This is a genomic window from Enterobacter sp. TCD1-1 (assembly GCF_020567405.1).
In the GTDB taxonomy this organism is placed as follows: Bacteria; Pseudomonadota; Gammaproteobacteria; order Enterobacterales; family Enterobacteriaceae; genus Enterobacter; species Enterobacter quasiroggenkampii.
In genome coordinates this window covers 1,265,319-1,290,003 of sequence record NZ_JAJCXF010000001.1, presented here as the reverse complement: position 1 = coordinate 1,290,003, position 24,685 = coordinate 1,265,319, and the positions used below count along the sequence as shown (strand labels likewise).

At 56.6% G+C, this 24,685-nt stretch carries 31 protein-coding genes; 12 read left to right on the top strand and 19 right to left on the bottom strand.

What is annotated here, in order from left to right:
• Nucleotides 1-386 precede the first annotated feature (386 nt).
• From LJA86_RS06305 to LJA86_RS06270, 8 genes are read right to left on the bottom strand one after another with little or no spacing between them, the layout of a single operon-like run.
• Nucleotides 387-914 carry a DUF3833 domain-containing protein gene (locus LJA86_RS06305; RefSeq protein ID WP_045910473.1) on the bottom strand — a complete coding sequence of 176 codons (528 nt, stop codon included), beginning with the start codon at nucleotides 912-914 and terminating at the stop codon, nucleotides 387-389.
• Nucleotides 911-1,432, bottom strand: coding sequence for a hypothetical protein (locus LJA86_RS06300; RefSeq protein WP_229225825.1), 522 nt, complete (start codon nucleotides 1,430-1,432; stop codon nucleotides 911-913). The genes LJA86_RS06305 and LJA86_RS06300 overlap by 4 nt, the downstream gene beginning before the upstream one ends.
• Nucleotides 1,429-1,914: a DUF2878 domain-containing protein gene (locus LJA86_RS06295; RefSeq protein WP_024908367.1), complete on the bottom strand. Its 486-nt coding sequence runs from the start codon at nucleotides 1,912-1,914 to the stop codon at nucleotides 1,429-1,431. Before LJA86_RS06295 ends, LJA86_RS06300 begins: the two co-directional genes overlap by 4 nt.
• Nucleotides 1,911-3,131 carry an SAM-dependent methyltransferase gene (locus LJA86_RS06290; RefSeq protein ID WP_229225824.1) on the bottom strand — a complete coding sequence of 407 codons (1,221 nt, stop codon included), beginning with the start codon at nucleotides 3,129-3,131 and terminating at the stop codon, nucleotides 1,911-1,913. The genes LJA86_RS06295 and LJA86_RS06290 overlap by 4 nt, the downstream gene beginning before the upstream one ends.
• Complete coding sequence (locus LJA86_RS06285; RefSeq protein ID WP_229225823.1) at nucleotides 3,128-3,850, bottom strand: DUF1365 domain-containing protein; 723 nt, start codon at nucleotides 3,848-3,850, stop codon at nucleotides 3,128-3,130. The genes LJA86_RS06290 and LJA86_RS06285 overlap by 4 nt, the downstream gene beginning before the upstream one ends.
• Before the next feature lies 1 nt (nucleotide 3,851).
• A complete protein-coding gene (locus LJA86_RS06280; RefSeq protein ID WP_229225822.1) occupies nucleotides 3,852-5,111 on the bottom strand; it encodes an NAD(P)/FAD-dependent oxidoreductase in 1,260 nt (419 codons plus the stop codon).
• Nucleotides 5,108-5,827, bottom strand: a complete 720-nt coding sequence (locus tag LJA86_RS06275) for an SDR family NAD(P)-dependent oxidoreductase (RefSeq protein WP_229225821.1) — start codon at nucleotides 5,825-5,827, stop codon at nucleotides 5,108-5,110. The genes LJA86_RS06280 and LJA86_RS06275 overlap by 4 nt, the downstream gene beginning before the upstream one ends.
• Nucleotides 5,824-6,258, bottom strand: coding sequence for a nuclear transport factor 2 family protein (locus LJA86_RS06270; RefSeq protein ID WP_196346284.1), 435 nt, complete (start codon nucleotides 6,256-6,258; stop codon nucleotides 5,824-5,826). Before LJA86_RS06270 ends, LJA86_RS06275 begins: the two co-directional genes overlap by 4 nt.
• Before the next feature lie 261 nt (nucleotides 6,259-6,519).
• Here LJA86_RS06270 and LJA86_RS06265 point away from each other — a divergent pair, with 261 nt between their 5' ends.
• Entirely contained in the window at nucleotides 6,520-6,717 is a 198-nt protein-coding gene (locus tag LJA86_RS06265; RefSeq protein WP_008502331.1) for a hypothetical protein, read from the top strand.
• Nucleotide 6,718: 1 nt separating this feature from the next.
• On the top strand, nucleotides 6,719-7,507 hold the full coding sequence (locus LJA86_RS06260) for a hypothetical protein (protein ID WP_196346283.1): 789 nt from the start codon (nucleotides 6,719-6,721) through the stop codon (nucleotides 7,505-7,507).
• On the opposite strand, the gene LJA86_RS06255 is transcribed toward LJA86_RS06260, so the two are convergent.
• The 4 genes from LJA86_RS06255 to LJA86_RS06240 are packed head-to-tail and all read right to left on the bottom strand — an operon-like array spanning nucleotide 7,488 to nucleotide 9,478.
• Complete coding sequence (locus LJA86_RS06255) at nucleotides 7,488-8,000, bottom strand: GNAT family N-acetyltransferase (protein WP_196346282.1); 513 nt, start codon at nucleotides 7,998-8,000, stop codon at nucleotides 7,488-7,490. The genes LJA86_RS06260 and LJA86_RS06255 overlap by 20 nt on opposite strands.
• An 18-nt stretch (nucleotides 8,001-8,018) precedes the next feature.
• On the bottom strand, nucleotides 8,019-8,423 hold the full coding sequence (locus tag LJA86_RS06250) for a VOC family protein (RefSeq protein WP_045910463.1): 405 nt from the start codon (nucleotides 8,421-8,423) through the stop codon (nucleotides 8,019-8,021).
• A gap of 30 nt (nucleotides 8,424-8,453) precedes the next feature.
• The gene (locus LJA86_RS06245) at nucleotides 8,454-9,086 is read right to left on the bottom strand and encodes a TetR/AcrR family transcriptional regulator (RefSeq protein WP_021241367.1); all 633 of its coding nucleotides are present in this window, start codon (nucleotides 9,084-9,086) and stop codon (nucleotides 8,454-8,456) included.
• Entirely contained in the window at nucleotides 9,083-9,478 is a 396-nt protein-coding gene (locus LJA86_RS06240) for a DoxX family protein (RefSeq protein ID WP_023292497.1), read from the bottom strand. The genes LJA86_RS06245 and LJA86_RS06240 overlap by 4 nt, the downstream gene beginning before the upstream one ends.
• Nucleotides 9,479-9,650: 172 nt before the next feature.
• Here LJA86_RS06240 and LJA86_RS06235 point away from each other — a divergent pair, with 172 nt between their 5' ends.
• A complete protein-coding gene (locus LJA86_RS06235; protein WP_032674726.1) occupies nucleotides 9,651-10,208 on the top strand; it encodes a histidine phosphatase family protein in 558 nt (185 codons plus the stop codon).
• Between the two features lie 115 nt (nucleotides 10,209-10,323).
• Here LJA86_RS06235 and LJA86_RS06230 read toward each other — a convergent pair whose 3' ends face one another.
• On the bottom strand, nucleotides 10,324-10,902 hold the full coding sequence (locus tag LJA86_RS06230) for a TetR/AcrR family transcriptional regulator (protein ID WP_229225820.1): 579 nt from the start codon (nucleotides 10,900-10,902) through the stop codon (nucleotides 10,324-10,326).
• A 104-nt stretch (nucleotides 10,903-11,006) separates the two neighbouring features.
• Between LJA86_RS06230 and LJA86_RS06225 the strand changes: the two genes are divergently transcribed.
• Nucleotides 11,007-11,474 (top strand): DUF1348 family protein, encoded by a 468-nt coding sequence (locus LJA86_RS06225; RefSeq protein WP_021241363.1) that lies wholly within the window; start codon nucleotides 11,007-11,009, stop codon nucleotides 11,472-11,474.
• A 39-nt stretch (nucleotides 11,475-11,513) separates the two neighbouring features.
• Here LJA86_RS06225 and LJA86_RS06220 read toward each other — a convergent pair whose 3' ends face one another.
• The 3 genes from LJA86_RS06220 to LJA86_RS06210 form a co-directional block, all read right to left on the bottom strand.
• On the bottom strand, nucleotides 11,514-12,053 hold the full coding sequence (locus LJA86_RS06220; RefSeq protein WP_229225819.1) for an ester cyclase: 540 nt from the start codon (nucleotides 12,051-12,053) through the stop codon (nucleotides 11,514-11,516).
• Nucleotides 12,054-12,118: 65 nt separating this feature from the next.
• A complete protein-coding gene (locus tag LJA86_RS06215; RefSeq protein WP_229225818.1) occupies nucleotides 12,119-12,838 on the bottom strand; it encodes an SDR family oxidoreductase in 720 nt (239 codons plus the stop codon).
• Nucleotides 12,835-13,950, bottom strand: a complete 1,116-nt coding sequence (locus tag LJA86_RS06210; RefSeq protein ID WP_229225817.1) for an alkene reductase — start codon at nucleotides 13,948-13,950, stop codon at nucleotides 12,835-12,837. Before LJA86_RS06210 ends, LJA86_RS06215 begins: the two co-directional genes overlap by 4 nt.
• Nucleotides 13,951-14,049: 99 nt before the next feature.
• Between LJA86_RS06210 and LJA86_RS06205 the strand changes: the two genes are divergently transcribed.
• The 7 genes from LJA86_RS06205 (at nucleotide 14,050) to LJA86_RS06175 (ending at nucleotide 21,855) form a co-directional block, all read left to right on the top strand.
• A complete protein-coding gene (locus LJA86_RS06205; RefSeq protein ID WP_229225816.1) occupies nucleotides 14,050-14,961 on the top strand; it encodes a LysR family transcriptional regulator in 912 nt (303 codons plus the stop codon).
• An 83-nt stretch (nucleotides 14,962-15,044) separates the two neighbouring features.
• Nucleotides 15,045-15,359, top strand: a complete 315-nt coding sequence (locus tag LJA86_RS06200; RefSeq protein WP_045910457.1) for a PTS sugar transporter subunit IIB — start codon at nucleotides 15,045-15,047, stop codon at nucleotides 15,357-15,359.
• A gap of 308 nt (nucleotides 15,360-15,667) precedes the next feature.
• Entirely contained in the window at nucleotides 15,668-16,282 is a 615-nt protein-coding gene (locus tag LJA86_RS06195) for a TetR/AcrR family transcriptional regulator (protein ID WP_045910456.1), read from the top strand.
• A gap of 74 nt (nucleotides 16,283-16,356) precedes the next feature.
• Nucleotides 16,357-17,466, top strand: a complete 1,110-nt coding sequence (locus LJA86_RS06190) for an efflux RND transporter periplasmic adaptor subunit (protein WP_229225815.1) — start codon at nucleotides 16,357-16,359, stop codon at nucleotides 17,464-17,466.
• Nucleotides 17,463-20,552, top strand: a complete 3,090-nt coding sequence (locus tag LJA86_RS06185; RefSeq protein WP_229225814.1) for an efflux RND transporter permease subunit — start codon at nucleotides 17,463-17,465, stop codon at nucleotides 20,550-20,552. The genes LJA86_RS06190 and LJA86_RS06185 overlap by 4 nt, the downstream gene beginning before the upstream one ends.
• A 34-nt stretch (nucleotides 20,553-20,586) precedes the next feature.
• Nucleotides 20,587-21,180 carry a TetR/AcrR family transcriptional regulator gene (locus LJA86_RS06180; protein ID WP_045910453.1) on the top strand — a complete coding sequence of 198 codons (594 nt, stop codon included), beginning with the start codon at nucleotides 20,587-20,589 and terminating at the stop codon, nucleotides 21,178-21,180.
• A gap of 75 nt (nucleotides 21,181-21,255) precedes the next feature.
• Nucleotides 21,256-21,855, top strand: coding sequence for an NAD(P)H-dependent oxidoreductase (locus LJA86_RS06175; protein WP_229225813.1), 600 nt, complete (start codon nucleotides 21,256-21,258; stop codon nucleotides 21,853-21,855).
• Nucleotides 21,856-21,967: 112 nt separating this feature from the next.
• On the opposite strand, the gene LJA86_RS06170 is transcribed toward LJA86_RS06175, so the two are convergent.
• On the bottom strand, nucleotides 21,968-22,270 hold the full coding sequence (locus LJA86_RS06170) for a hypothetical protein (RefSeq protein ID WP_048030616.1): 303 nt from the start codon (nucleotides 22,268-22,270) through the stop codon (nucleotides 21,968-21,970).
• A 400-nt stretch (nucleotides 22,271-22,670) separates the two neighbouring features.
• On the opposite strand from LJA86_RS06170, the gene LJA86_RS06165 reads away from it, so the two are divergent.
• Complete coding sequence (locus LJA86_RS06165) at nucleotides 22,671-23,213, top strand: cysteine hydrolase family protein (protein WP_055322036.1); 543 nt, start codon at nucleotides 22,671-22,673, stop codon at nucleotides 23,211-23,213.
• A 65-nt stretch (nucleotides 23,214-23,278) separates the two neighbouring features.
• Here the strand turns inward: LJA86_RS06165 and LJA86_RS06160 are convergent, their stop codons facing one another.
• Together LJA86_RS06160 and LJA86_RS06155 are read right to left on the bottom strand one after the other, a co-directional pair.
• A complete protein-coding gene (locus LJA86_RS06160) occupies nucleotides 23,279-23,755 on the bottom strand; it encodes a WbuC family cupin fold metalloprotein (RefSeq protein WP_229225812.1) in 477 nt (158 codons plus the stop codon).
• A 140-nt stretch (nucleotides 23,756-23,895) separates the two neighbouring features.
• Nucleotides 23,896-24,573: a DUF1963 domain-containing protein gene (locus LJA86_RS06155; RefSeq protein ID WP_229225811.1), complete on the bottom strand. Its 678-nt coding sequence runs from the start codon at nucleotides 24,571-24,573 to the stop codon at nucleotides 23,896-23,898.
• Nucleotides 24,574-24,685 lie beyond the last annotated feature (112 nt).

Below are 24,685 nucleotides of genomic sequence, written 5' to 3'. Positions count from 1 at the left end.
TTTTACCGAAAGCGATTAAGTTTTTTTAAAGTGAAGCAATTACTTGCAGCCATGCCCTGGTCCGGCTGTAAATCGCCGAAGCGTTTCCGTAAGGCCGGGGCGAGGCGCAGGGATGCGCCGAGAGGGCGTGGCCTGCAGGGATGCAGGCTCATGCCCGACCCGATAGCCTGAAGGAATAAGCTGAGGGTACCGCGAAGCGGCGATTTACCGCCGGGAGCCCGGGTCGCCAGGGTGGTGGCGACTGAGCCACCCTGGCACGTTCACCGGTCATGTCGTTACAGAGTAGCAAGGAACATAAAGTGAACGGAAATACCACCTTAGCCGTATGTTCCCCTCACCCTAACCCTCTCCCCATAGGGGCGAGGGGATTGTCACTGCTCGTATCATCACTCTTTACGGGTAAAGAACAGCGTCACCGTGGCGACGGTGACGCCCAGTTTCTTCATCTCGGTTTTATTAAACAGATGGTTCTCATCCTGCAGGTACATCCAGTCGTCAAAGTTCAGTAGCCAGGTGCTGCCGTTGGCCTTCACGTTCATGCTGTAATGCCAGTTGAACGCGTTGCCTGCGGCCTGCCCCGTCGCTACCCCTTCGATATCCCCCGCCGTGCCCTCGTAGCGATCGTTCCCCAGGCGCCGGATATGCCAGACTCGCTGCTGCTTCTCGCCGTCGTCGTAAACGAAGTGCTCGTTCAGGGTCAGCGTATCGCCGATAACGTCCCCGGCAATCTCAACGTGAAAACGTCGGATCTGCTTGCCGCTGCGATCCTGCACCATCCCCCACGCTTCGGTTTTGCCCTGGAAGAAGTGGAAGATATCCAGCCGCGGCTGCTGGTGGCGGTATTCGGTCACCTCCGTGCTACAGCCCGCCAGCAGCATCGTTAATGCCAGCACCATCATCAGGAAACGTTTCATTTTTGGCCTCCGATTAACTGCTGACGCAGCTCAGGATATTGCGTACGGGGAGCCAGCCAGATGGCCAGAAAGCGGGTACTGAACGCTTCTGACTGGCGTGGTCCCAGGGGAATAAAGGTTTTCTGAAGGGTCGGATCGCGGTACCAGAACTGCCCCTGCTGGTCATCAAGGACAAACGCCAGCTGTGAGCCCGGTCGAACATCCGGCCACAGCGACCGGAGCATCCGCAGCCAGGCTTCGCTTTGCGGTTCCTGCGCCAGGATCCCCTGCGCCTGCCACTGGTCGCGGGTCGCCTCGACCAGATCATCGCGATCGATGTCACGCGCATAGGTAATTATCAGCGCCTGATCCTGGTTCTCCCGACCGTAACGCCCGTCCGGCGTACGCAGCTGGGAGGTGTAGACGGTGAACGGCCCCCAGGTGAGCGTGGCATCGCCCACCTTACGCCACGCCAGCCAGTCGGCGGCCTGGGCCGCAGGCATCGCGATCAGCCAAAGCAGCAAAATCGCAGCTCTCATTTTTGTCTCCCCATCATCAGGTGGAAAAACAGCATCAACACCAGCCAACCCGGCGCCATCCAGCTGACGACGATAAAAGTCGGCTCCAGAAATGTGATGGCATCCAGCCGCTCGCCAATCAGATACGCCACCGGGCCACCCACGGCGGCCAGCAGGGTCAGCAGCCAGCCGGGCAACGTGGTGGTGCGCGTAAGCTGCGTCCAGACGGTGGCGAACATCAGCCACAATGCCACCATCCATAGCGGCATCAGGGAGTCGCCCGTGAAGGCTATCAGTCCCGTCAGCGCCCAGAGCGTATCCAGCAAACTGCCTGCCGCGGCCAGCCCGATGGCGTAAAAACGGTATACAGACGGCAAGAGCAGGCACGCCAGGATCGCCAGCGCGAGCCAGATAATCAGGCCCTTTTCGCGAAAGAGCACCACCAGCGCCCAGTAAAGATCGAACGCGACGGCCAGCAGAAAGACCTGAAGATATCGTTTCATACGCGCTCGGCGGTCAGCTGCACCACACTGATGGTGCGGGCGTTAAACCCGGCTTCGCAGTAGCCAAAGTAGTACAGCCACATGCGACGAAACCGCTCATCAAAGCCGAGCTTTTCAATCTCCTGCCAGGCGTGGACAAAGCGCTGTCGCCAGTGCGCCAGCGTGCGGGCGTAGTCCGGCCCCATGTCGAACAGATTGCGCACCACGAAATCGGTGTGGCGCGTCATCAGATCGTTCATCGCGGTGATGCTCGGCAGAAAACCGCCGGGGAAAATGTAGCGCTGGATAAAATCGACGCTTTTGCTGTAGTCGCGATAGCGCTGGTCCTGAATGGTGATGGCCTGAATCGCCATGCGTCCTCCCGGGCGCAGCCGCGCCTGGCAGGTACGGAAGAATGTGGGCAGATAGCGCTGCCCGACGGCTTCAATCATCTCTATCGAGACCAGCTTGTCATACTGCCCGGTGAGGTCGCGATAGTCGCAGAGCAGCACCTCGACCCGATCCTGCAGTCCGGCGCGGGCAATCCGCTCGGTCGCCCAGACGTATTGCTCCTGCGATAGCGTGGTGGTGGTCACCTGACAGCCATAATGACGGGCCGCGTATTCCGCCATAGCTCCCCAGCCAGTGCCAATCTCCAGCAGATGATCGCCCGGCTTCAGCGCCAGCTGTTCGCACAGACGCGCCATTTTGGCCTGCTGGGCCGCCGTGAGATCCTGCTCGTCCTCCGTAAACAAGGCGCTGGAATAGAGCAGCTCCTTGTCCAGAAAATGGGAATAGAAGGTGTTACCCAGATCGTAATGGGCGGCAATATTTTCACGCGCCTGCGCGCGGGAGTTTCGTCGCGTCCAGTGGCGTAGCCGCTCCAGCGGCCTGCCGAACAGGCGGAACCCGTTTTCCAGACGGCCAAGCACCTCGCCGTTGAGCGCCAGAAGTTCCAGTAGCGGCGTAAGGTGCGTAGTTTCCCATTCGCCGTCCATCCAGGCTTCTGCCGCGGCAAGGCTCCCGCCCGTTAGGACACGCCAGTAGACGCCGGGCGTGAGGATCTGCACGTCGGCATGCAGCGCGGAGGCTGACTCACCAAAATGAAAAGTCTGCGCCCCTTCTCGCAGCGTGAGCGAGCCGCCGCGGATACCGCTTAACAGACGAAAAAGCAGCCAGCGCGCAAGGCGCACGTTGCGCGGGATATCGGGTTCTAACGCAAAGACGGGATCGGTCATGAGCGTTCACTCCTGCTGACGGGATGGTTATACAGCGGCACGCGCTTGAGCCACAGGCGCAGCGCCTGCCAGTAAATGGCGAAAACGGTTTTCAGGGTCATAAGCGGGATACGCAGGAGCAGCGAACGCAGCGCGGGGCGCGTCAGAGGCTCCCGGCGCAGCGCCAGCGTGGCGTCGAACACCTTCGCTTCCTGATGATTTTCAATGTGCATATGCAGCGTGTTATCCGGGTCGTTGAAGCGCCAGTGGTAGATCATGTCCATCGGGTTGAAGGGGGAAACGTGAAACGCTTTTTCCGTGGGCTGGGCATGTTGCCCGTCGACCGCGTAATAATGACGCTCGTTCCACGGCGTGTTGCGGACCTCCGCCAGCAGCCAGCGCAGGGTACCCTTTCCGTCATAGCAGTAGTAAAAGTTGACCGGATTGAAATGGAACCCGAAATAGCGCAGCTGCGTCAGGAGCATGACCCGCCCGTCAGGACGTTCCCCGGTCAGGCTCTCCAGCCTGCTCAGCACGTTCTCTTTAAGCGGCGTGCCGAGCGGATAGTCCGCGTCATGGAAAGAGGCGGCAGCAAAGCGATTGCGCCGCACGCCGACGGACGCGAGCAGCGGCAGCTCATCGAGATCAAGCCAGGCCATAAACACGCTGTAGCGAAATTCATGGGTTTTCGGCTGCAGGCGGCGGTGGCGTAATACGCCGTGGTAAAGGCAGCTGTTCATCTCAGTTCCCCTCCCCGGCCGCTATCGCATTGACCACGTCCAGCGCGCTGCGCACCCCGTCCTCATGAAAACCGTTGTACCAGTAGGCTCCGCAGAACCAGCTCCGCCGGTGGCCGTTGATCTCGCCGCGCCGTGCCTGCGCCCGCCAGCTTTGCGGGTTAAACAGTGGATGTTCATAAACGAAGCGTTGCAGAACGAAGCGCTCATCCACCGGCGCGTCCGGGTTCAGGGTGACGCAGAACAGCGGGCTGCCCGCAGGCAGCCCCTGCAGGATATTCATGTTGTAGGTGACACAGGCGCTGGCCTGCGCCTGCTCGCTCAGGCGGTAGTTCCAGCTGGCCCAGGCGCGCGGCCGCACCGGCAGCCAGCGCGGGTCGCTGTGCAACACAACCTCGTTGCGCTGCCAGCCGATATCGCCCAGCACCTCGCGCTCTGCGGTGGTCGGGTCGTCAAGCATGGCCAGCGCCTGAGCGGAGTGGCAGGCAAATATCACCTGATCGAAGGTATGGCTGCCGTTTTCGAGCTGGAGCGTGACCCCGCGCTCGTGGCGGCTCACCTGCTGAACCGGCGTATTGAGATGCAGCGTCAGCCGATCGCCCAATTTGTCCAGCATCGCGCGGATATACTCCCGCGAGCCGCCCGGCACCACGTACCACTGCGGGCGATGGGTGATATCCAGCAGACCGTGGTTTTGGAAGAAGCGTAAAAAGAGCGGCAGCGGGAAGCGCGTCATCTCCTGCAGCGACGATGACCAGATGGCGGCCCCCATCGGCAGAATGTAGTGGCGCGCAAAAAACGGCGTAAAGCCGTGCTGGTCCAGAAACGTCTGCAGCGTGGCGTTCGGATCCACTTCCCCGTCCAGCGCCTGTTTTGCCAGGCGGTTAAAGCGTACGATCTCGCCCAGTAGCCGCCAGAATGCCGGATTCACCAGGTTTCGACGCTGGGCAAACAGCGACGTCAGCGTGTGGCCGTTGTACTCAAACCCCGTCGCGGGGTCGTGCACCGAAAAGCTCATCTGCGTTTTTTGCCCGCTGATGCCCAGCTCGCTGAGCAGGCCCATAAAGCGCGGGTAGGTACGGTCGTTGTAGACGATAAACCCGGTATCGATCGCGTATGTACCCTGTGGCGTCGTCACGTCAACCGTTGCGGTATGGCCGCCCGGCGTGGATCCCGCTTCAAACAGGGTCACCTGATGGTGTCCGGCCAGGCGCCAGGCGCAGGTCAGCCCGGCAATGCCGCTGCCGATAATCGCAATGTTCATGAACGCACCATCCTGCGCAGCAGCGTGCGCTGAAGAAACGCAGGCAGCCCGGAAAGCAGCCGCAAAATGAAGCCAAACCCGGACGGAAACGCGATGTGCATTTTCCCAGCCGCCAGTCCGATACGGATCGCCTTGACCGCCTCGTCGACGGTCACCCTGCCCGGCATGGCAAAATCGTTTTTTTGCGTCAGGGGCGTATCGACAAAGCCCGGAGAGACAACCGTGACGGCAATCCCTTTTGGCTCCCAGTCCAGGCGCAGGCTCTCGGCAAACCAGCTCAGCGCCGCTTTGGACGCGCCGTAGGCCTCTGCACGCGGGAAGGGAAGCCAGTGCGCCATCGAACTCACCAGCACCACACGGTTACCGGCAACCAGCTGCGGTTGTAGCGCCTCAAGGCAGTTCACCGGCCCGAGGAAATTGGTGTTCATGACCCGCTCCACCAGCGCCGCATCCACCACGCCACCGTCGAGGTATTCGCAGGTACCCGCGCAGAGAATGATCAGGTCGGCGTAGCTACCGGTCAGCGCCTGGCGACAGGCGTCCCTGTCCGTCATATCGAACAGGCGCACGGTGAGATTGGGGCAGATCTGATGCAGCGCTTCCAGACGCGCCGGATCGCGCCCGCAGGCAATCACATGGTAGCCGTCAGCAGAGAAGGATTTCGCCAGCCCGGCGCCAATCCCCGAGCTTGCGCCGGTAATCAACACCGTCTTCATGATTTCACCCTCCGCTTCACGCCGCGAACCGCCCAGCCCAGCAGAGGAAGATGTTCGTAGATCATCTCTCCCGCATCGTAGTAGTCCCGCTGGCGCGTGACGAGATCGTTTTCCGTCTCCACCACTGAGCACCCCGGCAGATCGAGCGGTTCGCCTCCGGCAATGCGCGGATGCGACCAGTGCATCACCCAGGTGACAACAAATCGATTCCCGCTGCAGAGCGGCGGATCGATAGAAAAACGGCAGTTCTCGACGTTGGCCAGCAGATGGGTGAAATAGCGCTGAAGCGCAAAGATACCGTTGTGCTCACCGAAGGGATCGATAAGCGTGGCATTCGAATGATAAAGCCCCGCCAGCGCGGACGGCGGCTGGCTATCCAGTGCGGCGTAGTACTCGACAAACCGACTCACGACAGAGGGCAAAGTGCTCATGGGTCACATCCTGGCTGTAAACAACGTGGCGTAATCGCATAATTAAAACTTACACAATTAACGTTATTTGTCCAAGTTTGTACGAATTTATTTTTTATTACACATAAATATCAATAAGTTGAAAGATCATTCATTTGAAGGTTTTGTAGGCCGGGTAAGGCATAGCCGCCACCCGGCTTTCACTCACTTTCAGGTTATCCTTAAGGCAAATTCAGCGGTCATCTTCCAGGCTTATCCTTTTTATTCATAAGGATGCCTGACATGAAACGTTTCTTTCTCTCCCTATTCTCAAGCCCGGAATCCTTACTGCAGGTGATGAGTCAGCAGGAAATTATTGAAGCCGTGGAAGATGGCGACCGTATCATCATCGACCAGGACGGGAACGCCTCGGTGAACTACAAGAGCAACGAGGTGCGGCAGGACTTTCTGCGTCACGTTAACGCGCTGAAGAGGGCCTGATATGGGAACGGCGATATTTATGGTGCTGATGGTCTGCGGGTACTGGTACACCAGCCGCGACCTGTCGACCCGCTTTAAAATCAAGCGTTCCTTCGGCTGGGATGTCTATTTTCTCGTTGCGCTTTACGGCTGTATTTTCGTTCTGCAGGGGGTGATTGCCACGGGGTTGCTCTGGCTGCTGCTGCTTAGCCTTTCCGCCGCCAACAACGCTTTCCACTTTGCCTCACCGAGATACACCGACTGGCAAATCGACTTTATGAACTGGAGTTTTTTAGGCATTCAGGCTCCGGTGGTGGTGATGCTGGCGTTTGCCATCCTGTTTTGTCTCTACCGGTCTAACTGGGCAGGCAGCGCCAGGCTGGACGGCGAGAGCCGGAAAAAGCTCTACAAACGGCTTGCGCAGGCGAGCGGGATCGAGCAACTGCTCTATCAGTGTATGGAGCAAGGCGAGCTGGCGCAGGTCACGCTCCGCTCGAGGCGGATATACGTGGGTATGATCCACACCGCGACGCTGGAATATGAAAAAACGGCCAATATCGTGCTGATCCCGATGTTGAGCGGGTACCGGGACGCGAAGACCATGAATCTGCGCATCGAGAATAATTACAGCCGGTGGTACGCCGAGCATGACATTACGCTCGACTCGGAACCCCGCAGCGCCATGTCATTCCGCAAGGTGATTTTACTCAATCAGATTGAGAGCATCTCGCTGTTCGATCCCGCCAGCGCCAGCGCGCTGTCGCTGGCACAGCGGGATGAGAGCCCTGGCCCTAAAGAGACATCCCCATAATTCTGAGTATGCTCTGCTGTGAGGCTGTTTCAAAAAGGACGTTCTTAATGCAGAGCATGCCCTGCTTCTGGTAGAACCGGTACGCTCCTCCGTTCTGCTCAAGCACTTCCAGCCAGAGATAGTCCTTTCCCCTGCTCCGGGCCATGTCGATAATTTTATTGAACATGTCCTGACCATAGTTCTTGCCGGTTTCGGCAGGATCGAGGTAGAGCTTGTTGAGGAGAACGCCCCTCTTGTCTGTTTCTGGAAGCATGGCGTCCCACGTCACTTTCATGAATCCCACTGGCCGATCGGTCTGTGCAATATACCAGGTCACATTCGGCTCTTTCAGGCTCTGTTCAAGTACCGAAACGGCGTACTCGCCGTCCAGAAAGGCCTTCATCTCGGCGTCGGATACCCACAGATGCTGAAAATGGGCGGGGTATATGCGGTATCCAAGTTCGCTTAAGAGCGCAGAATCGGCCCCGCTGGCCTGTCGAATTCGAAGAGTCATGGAAGGTATCCCTGGTCATCACCCGCGTTGGGCATGTTGATAGAGGTCCCAGCGGTTGCCGTAAATATCTTCAAACACCACCACCATACCGTACTCTTCCTCACGAGGTTCTTCACAAAAATGAACGCCTTTTGCTTTCATGGCATGGTAATCGCGCCAAAAATCATCCGTCTGAAGGAACAGGAAAACTCGGCCACCGCATTGATTACCGATAAAACCTTCCTGCCTTTCGTTAGACGCACGAGCCAGCAAAATATTGCAGTCGCTTTCCGGGTTGGGTGAGACGACTACCCAGCGTTTTCCCGGTTGGGGCGTATCCTCTACAAGGGTAAACCCCAGCTTGCCGGTGTAGTATTCAATGGCGCGATCGTAGTCATCAACCACAATAGCCACGCAGCCGAGGCATCGTTTCTGTGTTCTCATTTCCGTTACCTTTACTCTAAATGGTTATGCTCAGCGCTTTTCCACTGAATACGCGCACATAAAAACAGCGATCGCATGCGTAACCCGACGAGCAATTTCTTCATCAGATAAGCTTTTTCTGGCGCCAAGCTTTATCTCAAGGCTTGTCATCCCGAGCCATAACCCGGCCAGGTCGTCAGCTGCTTCGCGCGGGGAGCACGCGATCAGTAAGCCCTTTTCAACGGCTTCACCGATAATTGTCTCCAGCATCTGCTGCGCCCTGCCGGGACCTGCCGCATAAAAACGCGCGGGTAACTCCGGATGACGAATAGCGGCGGAGGCAATTAAGCGGTCCCAGCCCGTCAGCTCGCGCTGGTTGATGAAGCGGACAAAACGGTTGCCAAACGCGGTTAAGACCTCGGTCAACGACAGATGATGCCGCTCGGAAAAATCACTGTCACTGATGGTCAGATCCGATTCCTTACGGAGTACGGCCTCAACAAGCAGATCTTTATCCGCGAAATTGGCATAAAGCGTGGCTTTTGCCACCCCGGCAACGCGGGCAATTTCTTCCGTCGTGACATCGAGGCCTTTCTCGAGAAACAGGCTTCTTGCGGCCTGCAGTATCGCCTGCTCCTTTGACGGATCTTTTGGGCGGCCTTTCTGCCGAACCTTTTCTCTCATCGTTTACGACCTGACAAAAGCATGCTCATCATGAGCCCCCCGATAACGGTTATGTGTTCAAGCGCGATATGAAACTCCTGGGTGCGCTGGGGCTCGCTAAATTTCCAGAATGGATGCCCCACCGGAATGGTGAGTAATGTAAACACAATCAGCATTGCCGATCCAATCCATCCGTAGCCCGCAAAATTCGAAATCACCAGAGCAGAGCCTACAAGCTGACAGAGAATGGTGCCTGTCGCGAATAAGACGGGCCAGGGGAGACCCACGTCCACCATTTCCAGCACAATCTCTCCAAAGTTGAACAACCCGTAAAAGCCTGCCATCCAGAAGAAAAAGGTCAGTAAAATTCTTGAAAGACAGAGTGTTGTGATAGATGACGTGATTTTTGACACTGAATTATCTCTTTGATCATTTAAAAGACTGGCGAGTCTACTTATTAATTAACAGACCGACAAGTCTGATAAGTGCGATCAACGCCCTGAAACACCAAAACGGGTGGGTGAAAATCAGTGTGAGAACGCGCTAGTCTGCCTCTGGTGAATGGATGGTGAGCGATGAAGACATATGGAAATTATTTTGATGCGCCACGGCGAACCCGAATACAGGGGCGCGGGAAAGGTGTCGTACAGGGAAATGGTGGGATGGATCGACAGCTATAACCGCTCTTCAACGGGCCGCGACAGACCTTCGGAGATGGCTCAAATCCTCGCGTGCCGCGCGCTGACGTTTCTCAGCAGCCCTCTCCCGCGAGCCCTTTCATCATTGAAATCGCTGGGGTGTGAACCGGGCTTAATTGATGAGGTTTTCCGGGAAGCAGAGCTGCCGGTGTTCCGTATTCCGGGGTTACGGCTATCGCCTTTTTACTGGGCAGCGCTGTTTCGCGTTCTTTGGCTCTGCGGCCTGTCTGGCGAGTCAGAGCGCGTAAGCGCCGCAAAAGAACGTGCCGTTAAGGCGGCAGAAATCCTGGTGAATGTAGCGAAGGACTCTGACGGCCCCGTCTTGCTCATGGGGCACGGGGTCATCAACCGGTTCATTGCAAAAGAACTGATCGCATCAGGCTGGAAAGAACAGACTCGTCCGGGTAAGGGGTACTGGGGAGCGGGGGTTTACAGCATTGTATAGCGGCACATGCTGAGGCCGAGGATTGTTCATCCTCGGCGCACGCCAGCCGACTGTTATTCGCAAATGTTGAATGCACCTGTCAGCCATCGTCTGGAGGACTAAGGGGGGATCCTCGCTAGCCCCCGATTAAGTCTGCCAGCGCCCTCTTCAACGACGTGATGACCTCATCCGTCTCCATGCCCATCTGCGCATGAATAATGGCGCCGTCAATGAGCAACATGATTTCATTGACGACGCGCTCATCCGCGATGGTCGTCAGCGACGCAATAATACTCTTTGTTTCGATTTTATGATCGCGGCATATCGCTTTTATTTCGCTTTCAATATCTTCGGATTTGGCTTCGGCGCTGGCATTAATAAACGCACAGCCGTGGAACTCCGGCGAAATAAACCATTCACAGAGCGTTGCAGAAATCGCATCAGCAGGTATTTCGCCGTCATCGAGATGTCGGCGCAGCGTGGATTCAAACCAGTAAATCCATATTTCATGCCGATAGTGCAAATAGGCGAGAATAAGTAAACTTTTGCTCGGAAAATGGCGATAAAACGTCACCTTCGTCACTTTCGCTTCTTTAATCAGCGTATCCACCCCCGTCGCCCTGAAGCCCGTGGAATAAAACAGATCGTGCGCCGTGAGTAATATTTTATCCCGGACGCTAATTTTTGTTTCGTTGCCTGCGTGTTCGGTTTTCATTTTTTCGACAGCCTCAAAAAGGGTGTTGACAGCGTTATTTTTCAGGCATAGATTACCCCAAGTAGACAGACCTGTCTACATAAAATCACACTGAGGTAACCGCCATGAACACACGTCCTCCTTTACCGCCCTTCACCCGTGAAAGCGCCATCGAAAAAGTCAGGCTGGCAGAAGATGGCTGGAACAGTCGCGACCCGGCGAAAGTCGCGCTGGCCTATACGCTGGATACCCAATGGCGCAACCGCGCAGAGTTCGCCACCAACCGTGAAGAGGCCCGGGCGTTTCTGGAGCGGAAATGGAAAAAAGAGCTGGATTATCGTCTGATTAAAGAGCTGTGGGCCTTTACGGATAACCGCATCGCGGTCCGCTATGCCTATGAATGGCATGATGATTCAGGAAACTGGTTCCGCTCGTACGGCAACGAAAACTGGGAATTCGACCCGGACGGCTTGATGAAGCGTCGTTTTGCCTGCGTAAACGATATGCCGATAAAAGAATCCGAGCGACTGTTCCACTGGCCGCTGGGCAGACGCCCGGACGATCACCCGTCGCTGAGCGATCTGGGCTTATAGGATTTCTACATCACTCCGGGGCGCCCCGGAGTGATGGGTTTAGAGTGCGCCCAGCTGTTTCATCAGCGTCAGGTTGTCCTCAATATGCCAGTTTGCCGCAATTTTACCGTCGCGGACTTCATAAATATCCGTAGCGATGAAATCTATTTTCTGCCCTTTTCCTTTCAGCTTGCCGAATGTCCCGGTGAATGTGCCGTAAAAATGCAAATGCGAAACCACGCGAGTGCCTGAAATAATCATCTGCTCAACGTCACAGCGTAAGTCCGGCACGGCGGCACGAAACGCCCGGGAGGCTAAAATAGCGCCTTCAGGCCCCTGCTTACGACCTTCCGGGGGCGTTTTATCGCTGAAATTCACCGCCAGCGCATCACGCGCCAGGGATTCTTCTCCCGTATTCCAGAACGTTGCATATTCTCTGGCAACGGCTTCATTCGCCCTTAATTGCGCCTGGGACAAGCTCTTATCAACAATAAGCTGTTTCGGCTGAAGCCATTCCAGCTGCGCCGAAAATGTGGTGCCGGACAGAGCGGCAAGAATAAGCATCGCCACAGCTGGACGAAAACACGTCGTATATTTCATGATGTCTCTCAACAGAGTATTACGTTACCCGCAGACGATTTCCTGCGGTTCAAACCGGTGGGGATTTAGTTAATTAACGCCCCGCCCTCAATATCAATGACCGACCCCGTGACAAAGGGATTGTCCATGGCGAAGAGATATCCTTGCGCGATGTCCTCCGCCCTTCCCCAGGCTTTGGCTGGCAGGGTATCCGCCGCGCCGGCGAGCATTTTTTCCCGCGCGGCGGCGTCCATCCCCGCATACGCTTCCGTGTCGGTCAGCCCCGGACTCACGACGTTGACGCGCAGCGGGGAAAGCTCCTTCGCCAGCACTTTTGTCGCGGCCTCAATGGCGGTATTCATCGTGGTTTTTACGATGGCGCCCGCCACGGTGCGGCGCGCCACAAAGCCGCTGGTGAAGGTCAGCGTACCGCGGGGAGCGATGTTCCCGCTGAGATAGCGGGCGACATTGAGGCTTCCCCAAAATTTTGTATCAAAGGCCACTCTTGCCGCACGGAGATCCAGCCCGGAAAGCAGCCCGCCCGGCGCCTGTGAGCCCGCAGTGACGACAATATTATTGACCTCGCCAAGCGTTTCACTGAGCGCAACAAGCTCTGCCTCACGGCTGATATCGAGCACGAGAGTGCTAACAGACGCGGCATGAGCGTTCAGTCGTTGCCGTGCCGCGTCCAGTTTCGCGCTGTCGCGCCCAGCAAGCATAATCTCCTCGCCGCGCCCGGCAAGCAGGGTGCCCACGGCGAAACCGATGCCGGAAGCGCCGCCGATAATTAAGGTTTTACGGGTCATAACGTTTCCTCCTCCAGGGTGTACGTTGGGTAATCGGTATATCCCGTCGCGGTGCCGCCAAACAGCGTGGCGGGGTCGCGCACCTGGGCCAGCGGCAAGCGGTGCGCCAGCCGGTGAGGCAAATCCGGGTTGGCAATAAACGGTCGTCCGAAGGCAATCAAATCGGCATAGCCCGCCGCCAGAATTTCTTCGGCTTTTGCAAGGTCATAGTTACCTGCGACGATCAGGGTTCCGCTAAAGGTCTCACGAAGGGATTGACGGAAACGCTCGGGTATCTGCGGCGCGTCGTCCCAGTCGGCTTCCGCCAGGTGGATGAACGCAATCCCTTTTTGTTCGCACCAGGCCGCAAGCGCGAGTATGGCTTCAGAGACCTGCGGGTCGTTCATCCCGCGCTGGGTAATAAACGGCGAAAGACGGATGCCCGTGCGGTCGTGACCAATGGCTTCGGCAATCGCGCTTAACACCTCCTGAGCAAAACGGATCCGGTTCGCCAGCGTGCCGCCGTATTCGTCCGTGCGTTTGTTGGAGGTTTGGCGCAGGAACTGGTCGATCAGATAGCCGTTTCCGCCGTGGACCTCCACGCCATCGAACCCGGCCTGAACGGCATTCAATGCGGCCTGGCGATAGTCCGCGACGATGTTCTGAATGTCCTTGCGTGAGAGCGTTCTCGGCTGCGGGCAGTCAACCATCTGGCCTTCCCCACGCTCATTCACCACCCACACCTGCGCGTCTGGCGCAAGGGCAGACGGGGCGACCGGCTGACCGTCCGGGTGAAAACTGGCGTGCGACATTCGCCCAACGTGCCAGAGCTGAGAAAAAATGACGCCGCCCGCCTGATGTACGGCGCCCGTCGTGAGCTGCCATCCTGAAACCTGCTCCGGCGAATGGATGCCGGGCGTCCAGGAGTATCCCTGACCCTGAGGAGAGATCTGCGTGGCTTCCGTGATGATTAACCCCGCGCTGGCCCGCTGCCGGTAATACTCGGCCATCAGCGCGGAGGGAATGTTGCCCGGCTGAAGGGAGCGCGCGCGGGTCATCGGTGCCATGACGATACGATTTTTCAGCTCTAACTGACTCAGCCTGTAACGTTCAAAGAGTGAGGTAGGTTTCATGTTTTCATCCCTTATGGTTTGGATGAAATCACTTTACAGTCGGCATCTGATTTTGATAATTACGCTAAAAATAGATGCACTTTTCGGAAAAAATGAATAATGGGTAAACTCGAAGACATGGCCTTACTGGTGGAAGTCGCCAGGGCCGGAAGTCTTTCCGCCGCCGGACGACGCCTGTCGCTTTCCCCTGCCACCATGACGGCCAGGCTGAAGGCGATTGAGGAGCGTTACCAGACGCGGCTGTTTCATCGCTCCACGCGATCCCTCACCCTGACCCGCGCAGGCGAAGAGTTTTACCACGCCGCGCTGCGCGTGCTGGAAGAGGTGCATCACGCCGAGTCGCTGCTGACGCAAAAAGAAGGCGTGCTCAGCGGCAACATTCGCCTTTCCTCTCCCTCGGACTTTGGCAGACAGTATCTCAGCCCTGCCGTCATTGAATTTTCTCGTCACCATCCTGCCGTAAAATTTTACATCTCGCTAAAAGAACACGTTGAGGATCTGGTTGCTAACCGGCTGGATATGAGCGTGCGTTTCGGTAACCTGCCGGACAGCAGCCTTGTCGTCAGAAACATCCGCCCGAACCATCGGGTGCTGGTTGCCTCCGGGGCGTATCTTAACGACCACGGCATCCCCGCCACGTTTGCCGATCTAGCCCGGCACCGGTGCCTGGCGCTGGAGTCTCAGGGGGTGGTGATGAACGAATGGCGTTTTGAAAAAGAGGGAGAGGAAAACATTGTGCGCGTCGAGCCCGCTATGGTGTGCGACGACGGGGCAGTGCTTCGTCAGTGGGCGCTCAGCGGGGCCGGCATCGCGGGGAAATCGTGGTGGGACGTCAAAGACGACGTTGAGGCCGGAAGACTCACGGTGCTGTTTGCCGACAGCTTCACCGGCTTTAGCCGATACGATCGCAAAGATGTCGGGCTGCAGTTTGTTTATCCGCAGCGCAGGCTGCAGCCGCTTCAGGTTACGGCGTTCAGCCAGTTTTTTCTCGACTGGCTAAAAGAACATTAATTTGTCGCCAAAATAAGAGACAGCGCCCATTTCGGTGCCCCCCTCAGGACTACCCTGAGAGCGGTTTTCAGGAGGAACAAAACATGAAAAAGCTTCTGATATGTTGTTTGTTTGGTAATACCGCAAACTCCCTCGCCAAAAAGATGCAGTCTCTGGCAGAACGCGAAGGCTATCCGCTGATGATTAGCGCTGTAGGGCTGGATAACTTCGCCAGCGTCGCTCCCGCCTTCGATGGGTTTCTCATCGCACCGCACATTCAGTACAAACTCGATGAAATAAAAGAAACGGTGGGTAATACGCGTTCACTCGCCATCGTTGAGAGTCTTCCCTATGCCTCTCTGGACGCGAGGAAGGTATTGGATTTCGTAAAGGAACAGATGCCTGAACTGGCTGCCTGAAATATAAGGCCGCATCGGTTCTGCGGCCTCCTCTCACCCGCCGATCAAAACACGGTTTCCTCGGACATTCTGATCATATTGCGTCCACTCTCGGCTTAAGCAAAAAAGGTCTTTGCTCAGCGCAAGGGAACTGCGCTGAAACCCTCGCTTATCGTCGGCAGATAGATGCCTTCGTGCGCGAAAAACAGTGATACACTTACCCCACCGGGTTGATCGTCCCATCTGAAGGGCTCATGATCAATGACGGTAACCAAAGTACTAAATGGTCACTCGTTGTTAATCGTCGCCTGTCGCGCTAAGCTTACATAATGACTAAAACTATGAACGCCCCATCAATACGTGGTCCGCTTGACCACTCTGTCAGAGAGCAAATCGTCGAAGCGGCTTTTGAGCACTTCGGTCACTACGGCTATGAAAAAACCACCGTCGCCGAGCTGGCGAAATCGATCGGTTTTTCAAAGTCCTACATTTATAAGTTCTTCGATTCCAAGCAGGCTATCGGCGAGGTGATCTGCGCTAACCGCCTGGAGCTGATCATGGCGGCAGTGCTTTCCGCCCTCGAGGGTGCACCGTCAGCAAGCGAAAAATTACGCCGGCTCTTCAAAGCGCTTACCGAGGCAGGAAGCGAGCTGTTTTTCCACGATCGCAAGCTTTACGACATCGCCGCCGTCGCCGCGCGCGAGCAGTGGCCGTCGACAGAACGGTATGCTGAAAGCCTGATGAAGCTGATTGAGAGCATCATTATTGAAGGCAGGCAGGCCGGAGAGTTTGAAAGAAAAACGCCGCTGGATGAGGTCACTCAGGCCATCCACATGGTGATGTGTCCTTTTATCAACCCCGTTCAGCTGCAGTACAACCTTGAAATGGCCCCCGCTGCCGCGGTGCTTCTCTCCTCACTGATATTAAGAAGCCTGGCCCCCTAATTTGTGACCATTGACATTATTGGTCACTAGTCAGAGAATGCGGATACCGTCCTGTTACTTCAATAAGGTTTCCCATGCTCAGGCTCACTTCAGCCCGCGTTGCCGTATGTCTTCTGCCGTTTGCCCTGGTGGCGTGCGGCGATAATTCCGCGAGTGACGATCCGCGCACTAAGCCACCGCTTGTCAGATCCGCCTCCGTCGAGATGGCGAACCCTGCCGCCCGCGCCTTCACGGGCGTGGTGGTGGCAAGAACGCAAAGCGACCTGGGCTTCAGGGTTCAGGGAAAAATCCTCGAACGCCTGGTGGATACCGGGCAGACCGTCAGACAGGGACAGCCTTTGCTGCGTCTCGATCCTGTTGACCTGAAATTACAGGCCCAGGCGCAGCAGCGCGCGGTGGATGCTGCCCAGGCGCGGGCGAGAAAAGCCACCAGCGACGAGTCGCGTTATCGCGGCCTGGTGGCGTCCGGCGCGGTGTCCGCCTCGGAGTACGATCAGATTAAAGCGGCGGCCGATACGGCCCGGGCGGATCTCAGCGCTGCCCGCGCGCAGGCCAACGTGGCGCAAAACGCCACGGGCTATGCCGTATTGCTGGCGGATTCAGACGGCGTGGTGATGGAGACGCTCGCCGAACCCGGTCAGGTCGTTAGTGCCGGACAGGTCGTCATCCGCCTTGCCAGAGCGGGACAGCGCGAAGCGCTTGTCCAGCTTCCGGAGACGCTGCGCCCTGCCGTCGGCAGCGAAGCGCAGGCCACGCTTTATGGCAGTGAACAACACCCGGTCACCGCGACGTTGCGCCTGCTGTCTAACTCCGCAGATGCCGCAACCCGCACGTATGAAGCCCGCTACGTGCTGGATGGTCAGCTGGCGAACGCGCCGCTGGGGGCGACCGTCACGCTCAGCATTGAAGACGCGAAAACGGAAGGTCAGGCGATGCAGGTCCCGCTGGCCTCACTCTACGATGCGGGTAAAGGGCCCGGCGTCTGGCGCATTTCCGCCCAGCCAAAAAAGGTCACATGGACACCGGTTAAGGTGCTGAGCGTGGGCGAAGATGCGGTCCAGGTCACGGGTGGCGTGAAGCCCGGGGAGAAGATCGTTGCGTTAGGCGCCCATCTTCTGCACGAAGGTGAAGTTGTCAGGCTGGCAGAACAGCGCCATGCCGCTCCGGCGGAGAATGCACCATGAGCGGAAGCCGCTTCAACCTGTCAGCGCTGGCCGTCCGCGAGCGTTCCGTCACGCTCTTTCTGATCGTTCTGGTGACGATTGCCGGTATTTACGCTTTTTTTGGACTGGGACGCGCGGAAGATCCGCCCTTCACCGTGAAGCAGATGACGGCGATCGCCGTCTGGCCGGGCGCAACCGCGCAGGAGATCCAGGATCAGGTGGCCGAACCGCTGGAAAAGCGCCTGCAGGAACTCAAGTGGTATGACCGTACGGAAACCTACACCCGCCCCGGCATGGCGTATATCACCTTGTCACTGCAGGACAAAACCCCGCCTTCTGAAGTGCAGGAGGAGTTCTATCAGGCGCGTAAGAAGCTTGGTGATGAATCCCTGCGTCTTCCGGCGGGCGTCATTGGCCCGATGATCAATGATGAATTCTCGGATGTCACCTTTGCCCTCTTTGCCCTGAAAGCAAAAGGCGAACCGCAGCGGCAGCTGGTACGCGATGCCGAAGGCCTGCGCCAGCAGCTTCTGCACGTTCCCGGGGTGAAAAAAGTGAACATTATCGGCGAACAGGCCGAGCGGATTTATATCGCCTTCTCCCATGACCGTCTGGCCACATTGGGCCTCTCACCGCAGGATATTTTCAATGCCCTCAATAGCCAGAACGCCCTGGCCGCGGCGGGCGCCATTGAGACCCGGGGCGCGCAGATTTTTATCCGCCTGGATGGCGCGTTCGATGAACTGCAGAAAATCCGCGATACGCCTTTAGTCGCCAAGGGCAAAACGCTCACGCTGTCTGATGTGGCAACGGTTGAACGAGGCTACGAAGATCCCCCGACGATGCTGATACGCAATCAGCATGAACCCGCCCTGCTGCTGGGCATTGTCATGCGTGAGGGCTGGAACGGCCTGGCGCTGGGTAAAGCGCTGGATGCGGAAACGGCGAAAATCAACGATAGCCTGCCGCTTGGCATGACCCTGACCAAAGTCACCGACCAGTCCGTGAATATCCGCTCGTCTGTCGATGAGTTTATGATCAAATTCTTCGTCGCCCTGCTTGTGGTCATGGTGGTCTGTTTTGTCAGCATGGGCTGGCGCGTGGGGGTGGTAGTTGCCGCGGCGGTACCGCTGACGCTGGCGGTCGTCTTCGTGGTGATGGAAGCCGCGGGAATAAACTTTGACCGCGTCACGCTGGGCTCCCTGATCCTCGCCCTCGGTCTGCTGGTTGACGATGCCATTATCGCCATCGAAATGATGGTGGTGAAGATGGAGGAAGGTTACGACAGAGTCAAAGCCTCGGCCTACGCCTGGAGCCACACCGCCGCGCCGATGCTGGCCGGTACCCTGGTGACGGCCATTGGCTTTATGCCGAATGGGTTTGCCCAGTCGACCGCCGGGGAATACACCAGCAATATGTTCTGGATTGTCGGCCTCGCCCTGATTGCCTCATGGTTTGTGGCGGTGGTGTTTACACCGTATCTTGGGGTGAAGATCCTGCCGGCGATCCCCAAAGTGGAAGGCGGCCATGCCGCCATCTATAACACCCCCCGCTATAACCGTTTTCGCCAGCTGCTTGGCCGCGTTATCGCCAGAAAATGGCGCGTGGCCGGGTCCGTGGTCGCCATTTTCATTCTGGCCGTTCTCGGCATGGGGCTGGTAAAAAAACAGTTCTTCCCTACCTCCGATCGCCCGGAAGTGCTGGTTGAAGTACAGATGCCTTATGGCACCTCGATTGCGCAAACCAGCGCCGCAACCGCAAAAATAGAAACGTGGCTGGGCCAGCAGCCGGAAGCCAAAATCGTCACGGCCTATATTGGTCAGGGCTCGCCCCGTTTCTATCTGGCAATGGCTCCGGAGCTGCCCGACCCCTCTTTTGCGAAAATCGTGATCCTGACGGACAGCGAGACGTCACGCGAGGCGCTTAAGTTCAGGCTCAGGGAGGCCGTCGCCAGCGGTCTTGCACCTGAAGCCCGCGTGCGGGTGACACAGCTGGTGTTTGGCCCCTATTCGCCCTTCCCGGTTGCCTGGCGCGTGTCGGGGCCGGACGTCAAACAGGTACAGGACATCGCTGAACGGGTGAAAGCCGTGCTTCAGGCAAGCCCGATGATGCGAACCGTCAACACCGATTGGGGGTCACGCGTTCCAGTATTGCATTTTACTCTCGATCAGAACCGCCTGCAGGCGACCGGCTTAACCTCCAGCGCCGTTGCCGAGCAGCTTCAGTTCCTGTTATCAGGCGTGCCTGTCACCTCCGTGCGGGAAGATATTCGATCGGTAGACGTCGTTGCCCGCGCGGCGGGTGATATCCGCCTTGACCCGGCAAAAATCGAAGGCTTTACCCTGGTCGGCAATGCGGGACAGCGCGTGCCGCTGTCTCAAATCGGCAGGATTGAGATCGGCATGGAAGACCCGATCCTGCGCCGCCGCGATCGCACCCCCACGATTACCGTACGGGGCGATATCGCCGACAATCTTCAGCCGCCGGACGTGTCGGTCGCCATCATGAAAGAGCTTCAGCCGATCGCCGATGCGCTACCGGCCGGCTACCGTATCGACATGGCGGGTTCGATTGAGGAATCGGGTAAAGCCACGCAGGCCATGTTACCGCTGTTCCCGATCATGATTGCCCTGACGCTGCTGATCATCATTTTGCAGGTGCGCTCACTCTCCGCGATGGTCATGGTGTTCTTAACCGCGCCGCTGGGGTTGATTGGCGTCGTGCCGACCCTGCTGATATTTAATCAGCCGTTTGGCATCAACGCGCTGGTCGGTTTGATCGCCCTCTCCGGCATTCTGATGCGCAATACGCTGATTCTGATCGGTCAAATCGATCATAACCAGAAGGACGGCCTCGATCCATTCCAGGCGGTGGTCGAGGCGACGGTCCAGCGAGCGCGACCGGTCTTACTCACCGCCATGGCGGCCGTGCTGGCGTTCATTCCCCTGACGCATTCGGTGTTCTGGGGCACGCTGGCCTGGACGCTGATCGGCGGAACGCTGGGCGGGACGATCATTACCCTCGTCTTCCTGCCCGCGATGTATGCGATCTGGTTCCGGATCCGCCCGGTTGAACAACGCGTTCAGCACGGCACGGAAAACGTGTAAACTACCATTAGTAGATAACCAATCTGAGGAAAGCATGGTTGTTAAGCGCTTAAGAAAAGAGGACCGCCGCGTGCAGCTGCTGGAGGTTGCGCGTGGAATCGTGCGTCAGCAAGGCACCGAGGCGTTGACCCTTGGCTATCTGGCAGAACGGGCCAACGTGACCAAGCCCATCCCCTACGACCACTTTGGCGATCGCGAAGGGCTGCTGATGGCGCTGTATCAGGACTATAGCGATCGGCAACTGGCGAAATTCCGCGAGACGCTGGCGGTTGACAGCAAAACGCTGGAGAAGACGATCCGCTTTTTCAGCGCGGCCTATATCGACTGTGCCATTGCCGCCGGGCCTGAAACCGGGCCAATCGCCGCGGCGCTGTCCGGTTCTCGCGCGCTGCAGACGTTCCGGGAAGCATGCGTGGCCGAATGTGCCGACTGCCTGCGCACCGCGCTTTCGCCTTTTATCGTCTTAAAAGGCGTTCAGGGGGAAGCGGTACTGACGGCCATCATTGGCGCGGCGGAGGCGCTCAGCACCGCGGCGGGCAACGGCGTGCTCGCCCGAAATGTGGCAGAAGATACGCTCAGCGGCGCCATGACCGGCGTGCTTGCGACCTACGCGAATAGCACAAAATGATCGCCGGGGGTGGATTGACACTTAAGTTACCAATAGTAACATAGGCATCTCTTCTCCCCCCATTTTGAGGTTGCTATGTCTGCTACAAATGCCATGAGTAACGCGCTGATCGTGACGGCTCACCCTGTCGACACGTCCTTGTCCCATTCACTGGCCGCCCGCATTGCCGGAAAATTACGCGAGGAAGGTATGCAGGTTGAGATGGCCGATCTTCATGCTGAAGGGTTTAATCCGGCGATGACCCGCGCCGATCTCGATTTGTATCACGGGGATCCGAGCGCCCTCCCCGACGATATTCTGCGCGAGCAGCAGCGCGTCGAGCGTGCGGATATGCTGGTGTTTGTCTTCCCGGTGTACTGGTGGTCGGTTCCCGCGCTGTTGAAAGGCTGGTTCGACCGCGTATTGACCCTGAACTGGGCGTATAAGGTGGCCGACGACGGCCGGATTGTGGGCAACTTACGGGATGTTCCCGTTCGCCTGATTGCCACTGGTGATAGCGATCTCACCGGGTTTGATAAACACGGCTATTCGACGGCGATTCAGACGCAGATAATCGAAGGGGTATTTGGTTTCTGCGGGTTGAAGAACGTTAAGCTCGAGATCCTTTACCAGGCAGATACGGCGACGCCTGAGCAGGTAGAAGAATTCCTGAGCAAGATCGGCAACCTAAAATAATATCGGCTATCCAGCCAGCAACGGCGTGCCTCCTTCGCCAAAAGGAGGCACGAGTTCTCGATGTTACTAACCGTCAGGGATCCTGCTGGCAAACCGGAACTCTCTTTCTTGATTATTCAAAAAATAACGAGAAAAGGCCAATCGTCATCACTACACTCATAATCACCTGAATCAAAATAATAAAAAAAGCGATCCCACCCAATACCGTGATTTTTCGACGCAGAATGAAAGTTATGCCGGAAAGTACAGCACTGAACAGAATGGCTTTAAGTATATAGGAAAGCGGCATCATGGCCGGGTGACCGGTCTGCACTCCAGCAAGCCCAATGAGACCCAGTAGAAAATTACCGCAAATTCCCCATCCCCAGAAAGTCATCGGTAAGCTCATCTGCCCCGCGACTAATCTTTTCAACATACGCACATCCTTTTTGTGATTTTTTATCGAAACACAACGGTTTTTATCCAGTCTCTCGCACTGTTGGATTGTGCAATAAGTCGAGCCGACAAATACGCAACTACCAAATATGCTGATATGATTTTGTTCATCTTTACATGCATATTGATGGTATTGAAAAGAACTATCGGCAGCAAATTTTTAAAGTTTAACGGCTCGCCCGGATATGACTTAAAAGATATATCAGCGAAGGTCATAATATGTTTACGTCAGTTCAGCCAACAACCACCCTCACCACCACCGGACCCTTCGGCGGTGAGAGCGTATCTGTAGTGAACGACTGACAAACAGAACCTCAATCCCCGCCGACATGGACGGGGAAATCTCTCTCCGTTCACCACCCTCTGAATGGAGAAAGAAAATGGTTTCATCTGACAATGCTCTCTTGATTATCGACATGCAGCAGGGCCTCTTTCGGGGCCCGGTTTCCCCTCGCTCCGCCGATGCCGTTCTGGCCAATATCCGCTTGTTAATCGCCAACGCCCGAGACGCGCAGGTGCCCGTCTTTTTTGCCCGCCATATTGGGCCGGACGACTCCCCCTTCTCAGAAAAGGGGCCGTTAACCCAGCTGATACCTGAACTGGACGTGAAGGAGCAGGACGTTGTTTTCACCAAGCGCTATCCCAGCTGTTTTCGGGATACGGTATTGCTGCGAGAACTTAATCAGCGAGGTATTAAACAGCTGGTCATTGCCGGGATGAAAACAGAGTTTTGCGTCGATACGACCTGCCGGGCCGCACCGGAGCTGGGTTTCAGGACGGTATTAATTTCAGATGCGCATACCACAATGGATAATGACTATTTATCCGCCAGCGACATTATTGCCCATCACAACAACACACTGGCAGGCCCGTTTGTGACGCTGTCGACTGCTCGTGACTGGCTTTTTAGTACGGTGAGTTGACTCAGGTGATCGCTTATCTCTTTACCCGGCTCGCCTTTCCGCGCGCCGGGCACATAAGAGAATAATTACAGGGTAAAACCACCGTCACCCACCTGTGCCTGAGCGTACCATTGCATCAGCTTCTCGGTGCCAGGCTCGTTTTCTGCCGGTGACCATGGGGCGGTATCATGCTCGGGCACGGGCTGGTACCCCCCGTGTTTAACCTCAAAAATGACGCCGCCTTTATCCAGCGACAGCACGGCATGCCAGGTTCCGGCATCCATCTCCAGGACTTTACACTCTTCGCCTAACACCACGCGCCGGGTCACGTTTCCGCTGTCGTCAAAATTCAGCACCAGAAAGCGACCGCTCAGCGCCGTCAGCAGTTCAAAGGTGTGAGGATGGCGATGGGGGCGAACATAGGTACCGGGTTCCATTGCAATGGCCAGACGCTGCACCGGGTCGCTCAGGTCAGGGTGTAAATTACGATGAGCGCGTAAGCGAGGAGAATTTGCGGCCTGCTCGCTTTGCTGCTGCAGGTCACTGTAAGTAATCTGTTTCATATACACCTTTAGGAATTTGGGCTGTCTACGGCAACCCGATTGCCGCAAGACGTTATACCATCCTGAACGGTCGAGGAGCGATGGGATTTGTGAAACAAATCGCTGCCGGGCGAGTGGTCAATCCCCCGACAGGAAGCTCATCAGTAGAACTGACATGAAAACCGCCATTCCCCTTCTGATGACCGGTGAAAGTAACCGATACCGTTATCCGCCCACATCCAGTTTACTTTTTCTTCTGACCCAACCTGAAAAACAAACTCTTCGATTCCCACACCGTGTTGTATCTCAGTCGGAAATCCCCCTACCTTGGTTCCCCTGTAGCGGTTGAAATCTTCAAAAAAACTATCATTGGCCTGCTCATCATCATTTACGCAAGAGAGATCAATAATATCCCAGGCATCTTCCCATCCAGGAGCATCGTCAATGACACTCAGCCATTGAACTGGAAACGGCCGATACGGTGTGTCCAATTCAGGCAATAACTGAAGCCCTTCAAGGCTGGCATACTCGCGAATTAACCATCCTTCACCGTGCGGTTCGTCAAAGGGATGTTGTTCCAAATTGTGAAACAACACCAGAAGGGCTATGCCCTTCAACTGGTCAGGAATAACAGGAAGCTCGTCGATCCTGATCTGAAGAAGTGGAAACATTGGTTTGCCCTTCCAGGTGGGTAATCCTTCATCTACGCGAGAAACGCCCTTCAGAAACCATGACGTAATGGGATCTTCAGGCGGCCGAAACCCACCGACCTGCGCGACCGATGCGGGTCTTAGCCTGGTCCGGAGTTCTTCTAAAACTGACGCACTCTCTAATCTCATGTTTGCTCGCCTCTGTAGACGCTTGTCGGATAGATATTCTGCTGCTCATTGTAAGTTAATCATCACATCTGGAGAATTTCATTGAATAATGAGACCTATGTTGAGTAAAACT